Origin of the sequence: Cupriavidus necator A5-1 (genome assembly GCF_000744095.1) — a bacterium.
Classification (GTDB): domain Bacteria; phylum Pseudomonadota; class Gammaproteobacteria; order Burkholderiales; family Burkholderiaceae; genus Cupriavidus; species Cupriavidus necator_A.
The window spans coordinates 217,283-230,904 of the sequence record NZ_JQLI01000001.1; the positions used below are offsets into that span (position 1 = coordinate 217,283).

13 protein-coding genes and 3 pseudogenes are annotated in these 13,622 nt (G+C 60.9%); 8 read left to right on the forward strand and 8 right to left on the reverse strand.

Annotated features, from left to right (window positions below; all coding sequences use genetic code 11):
• Positions 1 to 955: 955 nt before the first annotated feature.
• Complete coding sequence (locus tag K307_RS01075) at positions 956 to 1,171, reverse strand: DUF2188 domain-containing protein (RefSeq protein WP_042875786.1); 216 nt, start codon at positions 1,169 to 1,171, stop codon at positions 956 to 958.
• A gap of 346 nt (positions 1,172 to 1,517) precedes the next feature.
• Positions 1,518 to 1,715: pseudogene (locus K307_RS48810) on the reverse strand (universal stress protein); the annotation flags it as partial.
• Between K307_RS48810 and K307_RS01080 the strand changes: the two are divergent.
• Positions 1,685 to 2,032, forward strand: a complete 348-nt coding sequence (locus K307_RS01080) for a hypothetical protein (RefSeq protein WP_051974552.1) — start codon at positions 1,685 to 1,687, stop codon at positions 2,030 to 2,032. The pseudogene K307_RS48810 and the gene K307_RS01080 overlap by 31 nt on opposite strands.
• Before the next feature lie 166 nt (positions 2,033 to 2,198).
• Here the strand turns inward: K307_RS01080 and K307_RS47230 are convergent, their stop codons facing one another.
• The gene (locus K307_RS47230) at positions 2,199 to 2,420 is read right to left on the reverse strand and encodes a hypothetical protein (protein WP_155301020.1); all 222 of its coding nucleotides are present in this window, start codon (positions 2,418 to 2,420) and stop codon (positions 2,199 to 2,201) included.
• A gap of 303 nt (positions 2,421 to 2,723) precedes the next feature.
• Here K307_RS47230 and K307_RS01085 point away from each other — a divergent pair, with 303 nt between their 5' ends.
• The 4 genes from K307_RS01085 to K307_RS50795 all read left to right on the forward strand — a co-directional run bounded on the left by K307_RS01085 (position 2,724) and on the right by K307_RS50795 (position 5,209).
• Entirely contained in the window at positions 2,724 to 3,146 is a 423-nt protein-coding gene (locus K307_RS01085) for a universal stress protein (protein ID WP_042875788.1), read from the forward strand.
• A gap of 151 nt (positions 3,147 to 3,297) precedes the next feature.
• Positions 3,298 to 3,675 (forward strand): amino acid-binding protein, encoded by a 378-nt coding sequence (locus tag K307_RS01090; RefSeq protein ID WP_051974553.1) that lies wholly within the window; start codon positions 3,298 to 3,300, stop codon positions 3,673 to 3,675.
• A gap of 182 nt (positions 3,676 to 3,857) precedes the next feature.
• Positions 3,858 to 4,067, forward strand: coding sequence for a hypothetical protein (locus K307_RS01095; protein ID WP_155301021.1), 210 nt, complete (start codon positions 3,858 to 3,860; stop codon positions 4,065 to 4,067).
• A gap of 884 nt (positions 4,068 to 4,951) precedes the next feature.
• Positions 4,952 to 5,209 (forward strand): hypothetical protein, encoded by a 258-nt coding sequence (locus K307_RS50795; RefSeq protein ID WP_042875791.1) that lies wholly within the window; start codon positions 4,952 to 4,954, stop codon positions 5,207 to 5,209.
• Here the strand turns inward: K307_RS50795 and K307_RS01105 are convergent.
• The 3 genes and pseudogenes from K307_RS01105 to K307_RS01115 all read right to left on the reverse strand — a co-directional run bounded on the left by K307_RS01105 (position 5,206) and on the right by K307_RS01115 (position 7,741).
• Positions 5,206 to 6,268 (reverse strand): annotated as a pseudogene (locus K307_RS01105) (patatin-like phospholipase family protein). The gene K307_RS50795 and the pseudogene K307_RS01105 sit on opposite strands and share 4 nt — an antisense overlap.
• A gap of 17 nt (positions 6,269 to 6,285) precedes the next feature.
• Entirely contained in the window at positions 6,286 to 6,591 is a 306-nt protein-coding gene (locus K307_RS01110) for a hypothetical protein (RefSeq protein ID WP_042875792.1), read from the reverse strand.
• Positions 6,592 to 7,237: 646 nt separating this feature from the next.
• The gene (locus K307_RS01115) at positions 7,238 to 7,741 is read right to left on the reverse strand and encodes a ProQ/FinO family protein (protein ID WP_042875794.1); all 504 of its coding nucleotides are present in this window, start codon (positions 7,739 to 7,741) and stop codon (positions 7,238 to 7,240) included.
• A 628-nt stretch (positions 7,742 to 8,369) separates the two neighbouring features.
• Between K307_RS01115 and K307_RS01120 the strand changes: the two genes are divergently transcribed.
• Both K307_RS01120 and K307_RS01125 read left to right on the forward strand, forming a co-directional pair.
• Positions 8,370 to 8,837 (forward strand): (2Fe-2S)-binding protein, encoded by a 468-nt coding sequence (locus K307_RS01120; protein ID WP_042875796.1) that lies wholly within the window; start codon positions 8,370 to 8,372, stop codon positions 8,835 to 8,837.
• On the forward strand, positions 8,834 to 11,149 hold the full coding sequence (locus tag K307_RS01125; RefSeq protein WP_042875798.1) for a xanthine dehydrogenase family protein molybdopterin-binding subunit: 2,316 nt from the start codon (positions 8,834 to 8,836) through the stop codon (positions 11,147 to 11,149). Before K307_RS01120 ends, K307_RS01125 begins: the two co-directional genes overlap by 4 nt.
• A 173-nt stretch (positions 11,150 to 11,322) precedes the next feature.
• Here the strand turns inward: K307_RS01125 and K307_RS48815 are convergent.
• Positions 11,323 to 11,491: pseudogene (locus tag K307_RS48815) on the reverse strand (amino acid ABC transporter ATP-binding protein); the annotation flags it as partial.
• Positions 11,492 to 11,851: 360 nt separating this feature from the next.
• Between K307_RS48815 and K307_RS01130 the strand changes: the two are divergent.
• Positions 11,852 to 12,331, forward strand: a complete 480-nt coding sequence (locus tag K307_RS01130; protein WP_155301023.1) for a hypothetical protein — start codon at positions 11,852 to 11,854, stop codon at positions 12,329 to 12,331.
• 319 nt (positions 12,332 to 12,650) lie between these two features.
• On the opposite strand, the gene K307_RS01135 is transcribed toward K307_RS01130, so the two are convergent.
• Entirely contained in the window at positions 12,651 to 13,601 is a 951-nt protein-coding gene (locus tag K307_RS01135) for an N-carbamoyl-D-amino-acid hydrolase (protein ID WP_042875802.1), read from the reverse strand.
• Between the last annotated feature and the right edge of the window lie 21 nt (positions 13,602 to 13,622).

Here is a 13,622-nt window from a genome sequence, read left to right on the forward strand (position 1 = left end):
CTCACCGAGCACGGACGCGCATCGTGGATTTCCGGCTTGAGGTCCTCGACGAACCCCTTGGTTGCGGAAGACCGCTGAGCGGGCAAGGGGCCGGCTGCCGGCTGTGCACTCAATCTATTGACTTCAACAATGGCAAACGAGATTGAGCGGGCGGACGCGATCCGCTGACACCCAGATGGCCGAGTATGACCTGACGCCGGCTGACTTGAAGGCGGGCTGGGTGTTTTCCTCCTCCGCCGGCACCGCGCCCGGTCTGCTACCGCAACGCCGAGGGCCAGAGCTGGAACGGGCAGGGGGAGATGCCGGATTGGCTGCGACGCGCGTGCTGATCCGTGGACAGCGCTCGCATTTCGCGCAGATATGCACGCTCGCCTTCAGTGAATTCAAACACGCTCGCTCTCCTTTTTTCATCGTATCGACGAATCATACCGAGCATTTTGCAGACATTCGCATCGTGACGGCGAGTAAAGCAAGGGCGAGAAGTGCTTGTCGGACTGACGTTCGAGGAAACAATTACATGCATGTCCCACAAGCGCGCCTTCTTCGAGCCGGGAGGGCGGTGCAACGAAGACAAAGACACTTATCTTCGATTGTGCAGCAAGCACGAGGCCGCGCGCTTGGCGGTCATTGCGGCCGAGGCAGAATCACGGGACGATACGCTGACTCGCCCCTAAATCACCGGAGCTTTGGCTTCATTCCGTGGCGGCCGCTGGAGTATTCCGGCGCCGCCTCGCCGTTGGCAGCCCGCCTCTCACGCCGGCGAGCGCCAGCATGCTGCCTGGCTACCTGCAGCGCCTGGGCTGCCCTCGGATCAAACGTCGCGATCCATTCCCACATTGCGTCCTGCCAAACCGACTCCCAGCCGCTCTTGCTGTAGGGCTGGCCCTTGCGATTTGGGAAGAGTGCAACGCGGCCGCCGGCGTGTCGGCGCACAGCCTTGGGCAAGGCATCGAGGCTATTGTGGGTCTTTGCTGTAGGTGTTGCGTTCTCGGATTTTGCCGTCCCGGCCGTGGATGAACAGCTCAACGCCATCCTCTTTCGCTTTTTCTGTGCCGGCGGCGACCGCCTGATCCTGCGTCAGGTATTCCGCGCTCGCTTCGTCTTCCCCTTCGACCTCGACGACCCAGCCGTGCTTACCGGTTGGGATAACGTGGATATTGTGTGCGTGCATGGTGTCTTCCTCCTGCCACCCCTAATAATTTAATTTTGGCGCTGGTGCACTGGGACCACCAGCGGCGACTGTGCGACACCGCCCAGTGTAAAGCACACGCACTCTATGACGGGGCACATGGCCACGCCGGGCGCGGATCGGCACAGTGGGCGCTGTCATTTCACCCGCAGTCAAGTTACCCGAGGACGCTGGCCTTCCATTCCTTGAAGACCAGCTCATCGGGCTCGTCATCGATGCCGTGAATCAGCGGGACGACTTCGTTTTCAATTGCCATTTTCATCGCTGCAGCGATGGCACACTGCACGCGCGATGACCACCTTTTAATGATTGTAAATAGTAGCAGAGGGAGATTGGAATATCGGACCAGTCCTTTGGCGACGCTGCAAAGCAGCAATCGAAGCGTACCGCAACGGCCGTGTGTGCCAATTACCAGTAACTCGGCTTGAGCAGCTTGCTCAACAACCGTTGATATGTCGCCCGTGTCAACCGGTTCGTCAAGCAGGCGGGGCTCGCATGCGATCCCTGAGCCTGCGGTTGAGCGCATGCAGCACCAAACGCAGCCGCAATCGCGCCGGACGACTGTTCTGCCTGATGGCCCGCAGCTTGGCGCGCAGCAAGGACATCGCGCTGGGCGGCTTCTATCGCCGCATGGCCGCACGACGCGGTGCACTGATTGCCAACATCGCCTTGGCGCGCAAGCTGGCGGTCCTGTTCTGGCGCGTCATGGTTAAGGGCATGCAATATGTCGAAAGCGGCTTGGCTCACTATGAGGCCCGCGTCCTCGAAACCAAGCAACGGGGCCTCAGACGCCTAGCCAAACAACTCGGCCAAGAGCTAATCCCGCTCCCTGCTACTGCATAGGTTCATGGAAAGGCATGCCGATCTGTGCTCCTTCGCGTCGCCGGGGTCATGGCCTGGCTGTGCACGCGGCCGCCGAGAGTCGGCGGCCCACTCACAGTATGGGCGATTCGCTCGCGGGCGAAACCCCTGATTACAGCTGACTTGTGTAAGCGCAAGTGACACCGGGCTAAGAATTTGCCGAAAAGGCCGGTGTGGCGTCGGGACGGTCCCAATATGGTGGATTGCCGAAGCGCGCCGCAAAGAAATCGACGAAGGGCGGGTCTTTGCGGTACCAGGTGAGTCGAATCACTTCGCTATGGCTCCCCCGAACAGCGGCGGTCGTTGCGCCCAGCGGCGTATCGAAGCGCCAAATCGGGCATGACACCAGCAAGGCCACCTCGATCCGCATCAACCTGTCCCACCACCAGGTCCGTCAGGCGCGGGGCGAGCGTGATGTCCGACGTCAGCGGCGATGTCGTCTTGGCGACGGCGACATCCCCGATCGCGGTCGGGCTTGTGACCGATTATGTAACGCCTCCTCAATTGACGTGAGGCTTTTGGCACCTATACTCGATTCCGGTGACGGGTATTGGGTAGCCTCGATGATGCTTGGCCCCCGGCGCCTTGTGCTCCACACCCGCAGACACAGGACGGCGAATTGGGCCATGCATGAGCGTACTGATCAAGTAAGGAGGGCAATTTCAAGCATCTTCTGCTGGCGGTCGATGGCTCTTCATTGGCCGAAGCGGCCTTCCACAAGGCGCTCGTATTGGCGCGCGAAATGAACGCCCGTGGTACAGCGGTGCGAGTCTGCCCGCATTTCCACGTGCTGACCTATCAGGCAGAAATGCTGACCGACACCCGCGAGGAGTACATCAAGGCGGCGTCAGAGGAGCCGACGCGATACCTGCATGGCATTGCACAGGAGGCTGGTGCGGCCGGTGTACCTTGTGAAACGACCTATGTGGTCAATGACCACCCATACGAGGCCATCATAAAATCGGCCGAAGACAAAGGCTGCGACCTGATCGTGATGGCCTCGCATGGACGGCGCGGTGTACAAGGCTTGGTACTCGGCAGCGAGACGTTGAAGGTGCTGACCCATAGCAAGATCCCCGTGCTGGTCTACCGCTAAAGCGATAGCATCGAGGCACGTCCGCCGTTTGCTCCAAGAAGACGGCTTCTCGCTGAGCACCCATCCAATGGATGGTGCGCCACGTCTGGATGACCAGCCAATATGGAGAGCGGCCTCTTGCACCGAGCGAGTAGGGCTAGGAGAAACGACGATGGAACTGCTCGTGGAACAAGTGGAAGTCTGGGTGGCGAGCATCCCGAACAAGCCGGGTGGCCTGGCCGCGATCTTGACGACCTTGCGCGATGTGGGGGCCGACCTGCAATTCATCATTGCACGGCGCAGTCCAGACAGGCCTGGCGAAGGCGTCGTGTTTGTCACACCGCTGCAGTGGGATCGGGAAATGGTGGCGGCGGCCGTGGCAGGATTCAATATCGCGCAGAAGCAGCACTGTGTTCGCGTCTTGGGCAGCAATCAGCCGGGGCTTGCCGTTGCAATGACCGAGGACCTAGCCGAAGCGGGGATCAACCTCCGTGGCATTTCAGCGGCGGTGATCGGTACGCAATTTGTCGCGTTTGGCTCTGCTGCGTAAGGCGGCCTTACGATAGCGAATTGCCTGCGCCCCGTTGTTGCCTACCGCCTGTGGCCTCTTGCCTCAGTCAGACCAGCACGTGACGTGTCTCTACATATCAGGTGATCCCACGGGTTGAGGTAGTGGCCAGCGGAGTGTTTTTGCCTGGAGTGCTGGTAGTCGCCTACGACGACGATGTGCCGATGAACGAAGTGATCTGTGACGGCAGGACGGCCATCTTCGTTCACAGCGAGGCGATGGCCATGGCCGAAATGCAGGCGTTACAGGTTCGATCCCGGTTTGATAAGTCAGCCTGGGGGCTTGACCTCCGCCTGCCGGCCATACGGGATATGCTGCAACGGATAGCGTCAAAGCCGTCAATAAGCAAAGCGTCGAACCGGCTCAGCCTTTGAAGGGGGGCGCAGCGCGGTTCGGTAAGCACAGGTCTCGGACCTCTTCGCGTTATCGCATGTTATACCTGAGCCGATACTATGGAAAGCCAACCCAGTTAAGGCGCTGCATGGCTACCATCCTCGCCACCTCATTGGTCGGGATTCTCATCGTTCCCTGAACATCGTGTCTCGCATCAACGACGAAGACGGCAAAGTTTCGATGAGTTTTCGAGCCCAAAGAAGCCCCCGATATTGGGCGGTTTCACTATTCGCGTAGTGCCCCAATGCTCCCGATTCTCGGACTATTCGCTGCCCTAGGCATACGCGACCATGCGCCTCATAACCACCCTCACCATTGGGGCTTGCAAAGCCTTCGGCGAAGTATCCAAGGTACACCTCGATAGACATAAGCGCTCCCCTTCAACAGTCCGCACTTTGCCCAAGTAATTGATAGCTTAATAGATGCTGACAGGCAATGCCAGCTGGAATTTCGTTCGCAGGCCTAGACTCCACCTGAGCTGCCGCCTTCTGTCTGGGCCGGTAAGCCCGCGAATGTCGATCGGCGCGCGCCGTGCTGCGATCCATGCGCTGGTGCCCGGCATACATACGTTGGCCGAACAACAGGGCCTCGAATGCGCCCAATCTCGGTGATGCTATCGTGAGAATGTGCTGGCACACGCGTACGCGCAGTGTCGCTCGAACAGGGGCGCACCGCGTGTCGATCGGCAAGACTTTGCGGAGGTCGAAGCGTATGGGGTGCAGTGGCTCGGCGAACTGGCGCTTGCGCTCAGGCAGGAGAGTTACCGAGCGGACCTATCAGACGAGTGTTTATCCCGAAAGCCAATGGCAAACTCAGGCCACTGGGCATCTCGACCTTGCGGGGTCGGGTGTGCTTGACAGCAGCAATGCTGGTGCTCGAACCGGTCTTCGAAGCGGATCTTCTATTCGAGCAGTACGCCTACCGGCCGGGCCGCAATGCCCAGCAGGCGGTAATCGCGGTGGAAGAATTGCTGTTTCGCGGTCACACGGACGCCGTTGACGCCGACTTGTTCGAATCCACATGCCAGACAAGTTCGGTTTGCTTGGCGGTAGTCATCATGATCCGGGTCTCCCTGGTTTCACGAATTTGCACCAATAGCTTCGTAGACGCGAGCACTCGTTAATGGAATTCCTTGCGCAAATCGACGCTGCACCGTTCGCCGATCGCGCTGTAGTTCTGTGCCGGCCAGTGCTCGGCCTGATCGCGCCCTTGGGTGCGTAGGTAGCAGAGAAAGTCCCAGTCCGCATTAAACTTGCTGGAAACGCCGAGCGCCGTCATGGTCTGGTCCGAGCCGATCGAATGGATAAGCATTTCCTTCATCTCGGTCCGGTCCAGCTTGCCGTCCTGGATCAGGGTGGTGATGAAGCTGATCGCACGCAGCTCGCGGATCAACGAGGAATTGAAGCTGACTTCGTTAATGCGATTGAGAATCTCCATCGCGGTCTTCGGGACGCCCTTGCGAACGATCGGGTTGATATGGACGATCACCACATCCCGCGTGCCGCAGTTATAGATCAGCGGGAAGCTGGCGGGGTTGCCGACGTAACCCCCGTCCCAGTAGTGTTGGCCGTCAATCTCCACGGCCCGGAACAGGGACGGCAGGCAGGCCGAGGCCAGCACCGCCTTCAGACAGACTTCCCCGCGCGAGAACACGCGCAAACTGCCGGTTTCGACATTGGTTGCGCACAGATAGAGCTGGATCGGGCAATGTCGGCTCAGGGCGTCGAAATCGACATGACGGGCAAGAACGTCGCGCAGCGGGTTGAAGTTGAAAGGATTGAAATCGTAGGGTGAGAGTACGCGCAGCAACAGGTCCGTCAGCACGTACATCGGCGAGCTGTCGAGCCCGTAACCACGATGCAGCCAGGTCTCCCACGGCAGTTTGCGGAACGGGCTGCAGATCTGCGCGGTGCTGGAAACGTCTCGCCAGAAGTTGTGCAGCGCGGTGCGAGCGCAAGGCGGCCCCACCCTTGAGCAAACCGTAGGCGAGTACCGCGGCATTCATTGCACCGGCGCTGGTGGCGCTGATGCCTTCAATGGCGAGCCGTTCGTCCTCGAGCAGGCGGTCAAGTACGCCCCAGGCAAAGGCGCCATGGGCACCCCCGCCCTGCAATGCGAGCGTGATGGGCTTTACGGGGGCCTTGGCGCCGCCTGCGTGGTGTGTTCCGGGGTTGGTAGACACGTCTCGCTCCCTCAGTGTCAGATCCAGCCGCCGTTCGTGGCCAGCGCCGTCGCGGTCATCGAGGCCGAGTGGTCGGAGGCGAGGAATACCGCCAAGGCGGCCGGTTCGACGACCCGCACGAATTCCTTGCGGGCCTGATGCACCGGCATGACATGACGTACCAAGTTGGCGGGGACAATGTCCTTCGCCCCTTGTAGTGCGGGCAAATTGTGATCAAGTTGGGCGGTGAGCATGATCACGGCAAGGTAGCGGTCTGCCTCGACTTCCTTCAAGTCTTCCATCACCTGGAATCCAGCCCAGGCGGGCATCTGGAGATCAAGCACGATCAGATCGTAGCGGTTCTGGCTTCAAAGCTCGCAAACCACACGCAGATCCATTTTATGACGACGCAAACGTGGCCGGGCCGCGCAGCATCTGCTCGAGCAACAGGACATCGGCCTCCAGATCGTCGGCGATCAGGATCCTTGCCTCAAGGTTTGTCGGATGGGCTAACCACATCGCGCATCCTGGAGGGGCTCTTGAGGAGATTATGCTCTGCCATCGACTGTGCTGAGCAATCTGCTAGCAGAACCCATAAGGTCTGCAAAGCGGCACATTTTCCAACGTCTTTGATCAACGACGCCCCCATCGCGCGCGACGATTCGTACCATTCAGCAACTGGCTGACCGCATCCGAGCCACCCGGGTCAGGGGGAGGGATGCCCATTGACCCGGCGGCGAGGAGTTACGGTGTCTCTGTCGGCATGCTGTCCAAGCTAGTCAATGGCAAGGGCGTCAATCTCGAGATGTCCTGCGTGTGCGGTCAGCATCGTCAAAGTTGGGAGTCGCCGATGTGCGAAGCCAGCCGGGTCTGACTCAGCCGAGGTCAGACAAAATGCCGCGTGGGATAAGCGCGCCCCCAGGTGCCGTGGCGCGGAGATGGATTGCTGTGCGCCTTCGCTGAACCGGCTGTCCACGCCAAAGCCTCAACCTATCGAGCCGCATCAACGGGGTGCGACGCCTTCGCCGATTTGGACGGTGCCCCCGGCCAACGCCTCGCTTGCAGTTGCTGCGCCCGTTTTGCATCCTCCGGGCGAACCTGCCCCGCCTCCTGGCCGGCCAGATCCATTCGCGATGCGCCTTCGATGAGGCAGGCCCAGTAGCGGGCGCCGCGGCACCAGGTCTTGATCGCCTCGCGCAATTCGGCCTCGCTCAGGGAAAGGTCCTGCGCGTATGGGAGGAGATCCTCGAAGATGCCGATCTTGAGCGGCACCTTGGGCGCCGGGTTCTTCGGAAAGGCTAGCGGAAAACGCCGTTGCAGCCTGGCGATCGCGTGGACCACCGGATCGACCGACTTTGCCGGCTTTGCCGGATTGGCCGGCGCAGCGTCCCGTGCGCGGGGTGGCCTGGCCCGCTTCGGAGCCTTGGCAGCCTTTTCGGCCTTTGCCTGCTCTGCCAGTTGTACTCTGAGTGCCGCAAGTTGTTCGAAGCCCATTGTATCCAGTGGTGTATCGCGAGGAGCGATTTTAGCAGCCGCGTCCCCTTCGGGGCTTGCCATTGGCTTCGAGCATTACAACGAGCAGCACCCCCACAGTGCTCTGAACTACCGCTTGCCGCGAGAGTTCAGGCGCGCTATGGCGTTATCAACCTAAGGGTGTGACCGTGTCCGGGGACCCAGGGGCAAATCCATTTGCGTATCGACTCCCCCTTGAGCGGCTAACCCTCAATCCGGATTTGGATGTCGACATCTATGGGGATGCTTAGGTCGAAGTCGTTAGCTGTGCATTCAACGGCACTCCCGGAGCCTGCTGCCCTAACGTGCGGGGACTAACGTTTACCAATCATCGTGACGTGCTCTCTAGTTTATGCTCTTGGCGTTGGGGCCAAGTCGATGCGCATTGGTAGGGGTCACCCGCGCCGGCAGCGGTATCTGGCAGCGAAAGGCGTCTCCTGGTGGCAAGCTTGGGGCACACATTTTGCCCTTCAAGACAAAGCGAGCTGTTGAACCCGTCGGCTAAGGGGCTTGACAGTCAGTGCCTCTTGGTCGCATAACCGTCGACTCAGGGTGTCAGTTGCGGCGCTGCATCGCAGAGTTCCTCATCATCGGATAGGAGTCGCAGCGCATGCTGAAGCTAGAGGTCAACGGCCAGTCGCACGTAGTCGACTTGCCTGGCGAAACCCCGCTACTGTGGACACTTCGGGATGAGCTGGGGATGTCGGGAACCAAGTTCGGTTGCGGGGCAGGGCTTTGTGGCGCCTGTACGGTGCATCTGGATGGCACGCCCGTGCGTTCCTGCATCACGCCCATCTCGGCAGTCGAGGGAAAGAACATACGGACGATCGAAGGCCTCGGGCAGGTCAAGATTGGCGCCGCACTGCAGGCAGCCTGGATTGCGCTGGGTGTCCCCCAGTGTGGCTACTGCCAGTGCGGGCAACTGATGTCGGCTGCGGCGCTGCTTGCCGAGCATCCACGTCCCAGTGATGAGCAGATCGACCAGGCGATGAGTGGAAACCTTTGCCGGTGTGGCACCTATAGCCGTATCCACGCCGCGATCAAAAAGGCTGCCGCAGCGCTGGGAGGCAAGGCATGAGCGCGACACGCAAGGACGCTGTCCACTACGCCAGCAGCGCTGCATCGATTTCGCGTCGGCAATGGTTGAAGATGGCTTTGGCATCTGGTCTGGCAATTGCGGTGTCGCTGGAAGGTGTAGTGATAGCCCGACGATTCAGGCCAGGCAGGTTCGGTGGCGATGGCATGGCAGGCGGTCAGGTGGATAACCCCCTCATCTTTGTTTCGATCACCCCGGACGGCGTAGTGTCCGTGGTCTGCCATAGGTCGGAGATGGGGCAGGGGGTGCGCTCCAGCATCCCTCTGATCGTAGCCGAGGAGCTTGAGGCCGATTTGACCCGTGTCCGGGTCGTACAGGCGGATGGCGACGAACAGCGCTACGGCAACCAGAATACCGACGGCTCGCGTAGCATCCGGCATTGGATGATGCCTGGGCGTCGCGTTGGGGCAGCGGCAAGGACAATGCTGGAAGTTGCTGCGGCAGCGCGCTGGAATGTGCCGATTGCCGAGGTGCGCGCGCGCAATCACACGCTCGTGCATGTGCCGACTGGCCGGACGCTGGGTTTTGGTGATGTCGCTGCCGACGCCATGCGACAGCCGGTTCCGGCGGCCAGCGAACTCAGACTCAAGCCGGATGCCCAGTTCCGCTATATCGGCAAAGAGAATACCTGGCTGATCGACGGCTCCGATATGGTACACGGGCGCGCGGCCTATGGCATCGACACTCGCCTTGAGGGAATGGTCTACGCCGTGGTGGCCCGGCCTCCGGTGTTGGGTGGAAGGGTGAAGCGCTACGATGCTACCAGGGCGCTGCAGGTGGCAGGCGTCCTGCGCGTGATAGAAATCGAGCCAAGTCCGCCACCGGCCGGTTTCAATCCTCTTGGTGGAATCGCGGTCATCGCCCGCAATACCTGGGCGGCCATGAAAGGTCGGAAAGCGCTCGTGGTGGAATGGGATGACGGCCGCAACGCCTCCTATGACTCCGAGGTCTACAGGGGTACGCTCGAGAAGGCCGCACGTGCTCCCGCGAAGGTCATGCGCAATGACGGCGACACCACGCAGGCGTTGGCGCAGGCGAGTCGGCGCGCGGAGGCCGAGTACTATCTGCCTCATCTGGCGCATGCCTGCATGGAGCCTCCGGTTGCGACGGCCCGGATTGTGGATGGTAAATGCGAGGTGTGGGCTTCTGTACAGGCACCACAATCGGCTCGCGACGCCGTCGCTGCGCGGCTGGCAATGAAGCAGGATCAGGTCGCCGTACATGTGACGCTGCTCGGTGGAGGCTTCGGTCGCAAATCCAAGCCGGATTTTGCTGTCGAAGCCGCTGTGTTGTCGCAAGCCATGGGCGGTAAGCCAGTCAAGCTGCAATGGACCCGCGACGACGATATTCACCATGACTATTTCCATGCCGTGGCTGTCGAGCGGTTCGAAGCCGCACTGGGCGAAGACGGCAAGCCGGTAGCCTGGCTGCACCGCTCGTCGGCTCCAACCATAGGGTCAACGTTCACGGCCGGACAGAAGGGGCTGAGCCCAGGGGAGATGGGGCAGAGCGCAATCAACATTCCCTTCCGGATTCCGAATATTCGCATCGAAACCACGGAGGTGGATGCGCATACGCGTATCGGCTGGTTTCGATCCGTGTCCAACATTCCCCACGCCTTCGGGGTGCAATCTTTCGTTGCGGAACTTGCCGCTGCCGCCGGGCGGGATCATAAGGACTACTTGCTGGACTTGATCGGTCCGGCAAGGCGGATTTCACCACGCGAGCTTTCCGACGATACCAACTACGACGAGGACCCCGAGCGCTATCCCTTCGACACGGGGCGTCTGCGTGGCGTGATCGAGATGGCGGCGAAAGCCGCACGTTGGGGCCGTGCGATGCCAGAGGGAAGGGGCATCGGCATTGCAGCGTCCTATTCGTTCATGAGCTATACCGCTGCCGTAATCGAAGTCAGCGTGGATGACAGGGGCGCGCTGCGCATCGAGAGCGTCGACATGGCGATCGATTGCGGCCCCCAGGTGAACCCGGACCGCATCCGTTCGCAACTGGAAGGCGCCTGCATCATGGGGTTGAGCCTGGCTTTGTATGGCGAAATCAGCTTCAAGCACGGGCGGGTAGTGCAGTCCAATTTCCACGACTACCAGGTGTTGCGGCACCATGAAACCCCGCGGTCGCTGCGCGTTCACCTTGTGCCGCCGGATATGTCGGTGGCGCCGGGTGGGGTCGGGGAGCCGGGCCTTCCTCCCATCGCACCTGCGCTATGCAACGCAATTTTTGCTGCAACTGGACGACGAATCCGGAATCTGCCAATCGGGCAGCAGATTTCGGCCTAGGGTGGCTTCCCGGCGGCGGCGCTGGTAGACACTGTCCGGGCTTGCGTAAATTGCCGCTGCGTCCGTGGGGTCTGGTTGAGGTGCACTTGCTCGTTCGTGCGCTCGTCCAGCGACAGGACGCAGTTACCGTTGACCGCCGCCATCGAGGTTAGAAGCACGGTTGACCGATTCCGTCATCCGGCAACTGCGGATACCCACGGGGAGCGAATATCCGACAGAAAGCGGTGCGCGCGCGGATGTACCGGACTCTGGAAGAACTGCTCCGGCTTGGCGCGTGCGTTCGAGCACCCGGCCCTGATCCATGAAGATCACGCGGTCCACCACTCCGCGCGCGAAACCAAGCGCGGTGTGCAAAGATGGTGGTTGCGGCCGTAACCGCGTCGCCTCGAAGTCCGCTTCTGACTCGTCGGTTGCGCTACAGATCGATGCGGGCTACATCAAGGCGCCGCGCTAGACGATACGCGATGGATTCCTGTGGTCGCGTCCAAACTGGTCTGGCCTAAGACGCCTCATACCCTTGCGCACGCCTACGCAGTTGGGCACGAGCCCACGCAAGGGCTACGTCAGCAAGCGTTCTTGCAGTCCGTGGGGATCGGGCCGCAGGTTCCGATCACAGTCCTCAGTGATGGCGGCGATGATATTAATTTTGCGTGCAAGTTGCCGTCTGCAACGGCTCGCGTGCTGGACTGGTACCACATTGGCATGCGATTCGAGAACCTCCTGATGTCGCTCCGAGGTCTGCGCGGCACTGATGTGTATTCCAAAAATCGGCTGCGTGAGCGCGTGATCAAAGCGAAGTGGCTGTTATGGCACGGTGGGTCTGCGAGGTGCTTGGAAAGACTGGAGTCGCTGCGACGCGACACAGGTTGGATCGGCGCTCGCAATCCACTAGGGCGCGTGATCCGTTATTTGCGATGTTGCTCCCGCTATCTTGTCAACTATCAGCAGCGGCGTGCCCAAGGGCTGCCCATTTCAAGCGCAGGAGCGGAATCGGTGGTCGACTATGGGATTGGTCAGCGCATGAAGAGGAACGGGCATATGCGCTGGACGATATCCGGGGCCAATACGCTGCTGCAAGTGAGATGTGCCGTTCTCAACGGTGAGGATATACGCAATTTCAGGCGCTGGTACACGCCTGACAGGAAAATCGAGGGGTTCGCAAATGTCATTCATGCGTCATAAAAAGCGCCCCTGACTTTGGCCACTCCCACCCCGTTGCGCAATGACAATGTATTTAGCTCGCAGACGGCCGGAGCGCGTCCATAGCTTGCCCGGGTCAACCGAATCGCCTCAACGGGCGCAAAGCCAAGCCGGCAGAAAGGGCGACGTCCCTGACAGCGAAGACAGGAGCAGGGGCCCGCTGGTGACGCCCTGCGGGCGCCACGTTGATTGACATCCTGGCGGCCCCTGCTACGCCAGGCTTGCGTTTTCCGAGTCCGCTCGTCGCGTGTCGACCCCCTTCATCCTGCCTCAGCAACCCCGGTGGACGTGTTCACCTCCGCTAGCCAAGCGGCGATCCATCGGCGCGCAGCGTTTCGCCCTTGCGCTCGACGATCATGCCGTAGGCGTGCGGCTGCCGGTGCAGGTCGAAGTTGAAGGTGGTGCGCTTGTATAGCGTGGAGAAGTCGAGGTCGCAGCGTGCGATTGCCACTTCGTCGCCCTTGGTGATGCAGCCCGCGACCACTTCGCCGGATGGCGCGATGATGCAGCTGCCGCCGATGCTGTCGACGCCTTCCTCGATCCCAGCCTTTGCCACGCCGACCACCCAGGTGCCATTCTGGTAGGCGCCCGCCTGCATCGAAAGCTGGTTGTGGAACAGCGAGAGGTCGTCGTGCGCAGGTGCCGGCGCGTTGTGCACCGGCGTGTTGTACCCGATCAGCACCATCTCCACCCCTTGCAGGCCCATCACGCGATAGGTCTCGGCCCAGCGCCGGTCATTGCAGATGGCCATACCGATCTTGCCACCGAAGGCCTCGGTGACGCCAAAGTGGTCACCGGGCGTGAAGTAACGCTTCTCCAGATGCTGGAAGCGGCGCCATGGTTCGTGCTCGTAGTGGCCGGGCAGATGCACTTTGCGGTATTTGCCGACGATGGTCCCGCTGCGGTCAACCAGGATCGAGGTGTTGTAACGAACCTGGCGCCCGTTCTCGTCGGCCAGTTCCGCATAGCCGAGGTAGAAGCCCACGCCGAGCTCGCGCGACAGCGCGAACAGCGGCAGCGTCTCGGCGCTCGGCATCTCGCGTTCAAAGAAGCTGTTGATTTCCCCATCGCTGGCCATATACCAGCGCGGGAAGAACGTGGTCAGTGCCAGTTCGGGGTAGACGATCAGGTGCGCGCCGCAGTCATGGGCTTCGCGCATCATTTCGCAAAGGCGGGCGACCACCTGCACGCGCGAATCGGTGCGTGCGATCGGGCCCAGCTGACCAAGTGCGACATGGATGAAACGGGACACGTTTGACTCCTGAAATTCGGG

Excerpts from the sequence above, each read along its gene's own strand:
- K307_RS01090 (WP_051974553.1), top strand. The coding sequence starts at position 3,298 with ATGGAACTGCTCGTGGAACAAGTGGAAGTCTGGGTGGCGAGCATCCCG.
- K307_RS50795 (WP_042875791.1), top strand. The coding sequence starts at position 4,952 with ATGCTGGTGCTCGAACCGGTCTTCGAAGCGGATCTTCTATTCGAGCAG.
- K307_RS47230 (WP_155301020.1), bottom strand. The coding sequence starts at position 2,420 with ATGCGGATCGAGGTGGCCTTGCTGGTGTCATGCCCGATTTGGCGCTTC.
- K307_RS01130 (WP_155301023.1), top strand. The coding sequence starts at position 11,852 with ATGCGATTCGAGAACCTCCTGATGTCGCTCCGAGGTCTGCGCGGCACT.
- K307_RS01095 (WP_155301021.1), top strand. The coding sequence starts at position 3,858 with ATGAACGAAGTGATCTGTGACGGCAGGACGGCCATCTTCGTTCACAGC.
- K307_RS01075 (WP_042875786.1), bottom strand. The coding sequence starts at position 1,171 with ATGCACGCACACAATATCCACGTTATCCCAACCGGTAAGCACGGCTGG.
- K307_RS01125 (WP_042875798.1), top strand. The coding sequence starts at position 8,834 with ATGAGCGCGACACGCAAGGACGCTGTCCACTACGCCAGCAGCGCTGCA.
- K307_RS01115 (WP_042875794.1), bottom strand. The coding sequence starts at position 7,741 with ATGGGCTTCGAACAACTTGCGGCACTCAGAGTACAACTGGCAGAGCAG.
- K307_RS01080 (WP_051974552.1), top strand. The coding sequence starts at position 1,685 with ATGCGATCCCTGAGCCTGCGGTTGAGCGCATGCAGCACCAAACGCAGC.
- K307_RS01120 (WP_042875796.1), top strand. The coding sequence starts at position 8,370 with ATGCTGAAGCTAGAGGTCAACGGCCAGTCGCACGTAGTCGACTTGCCT.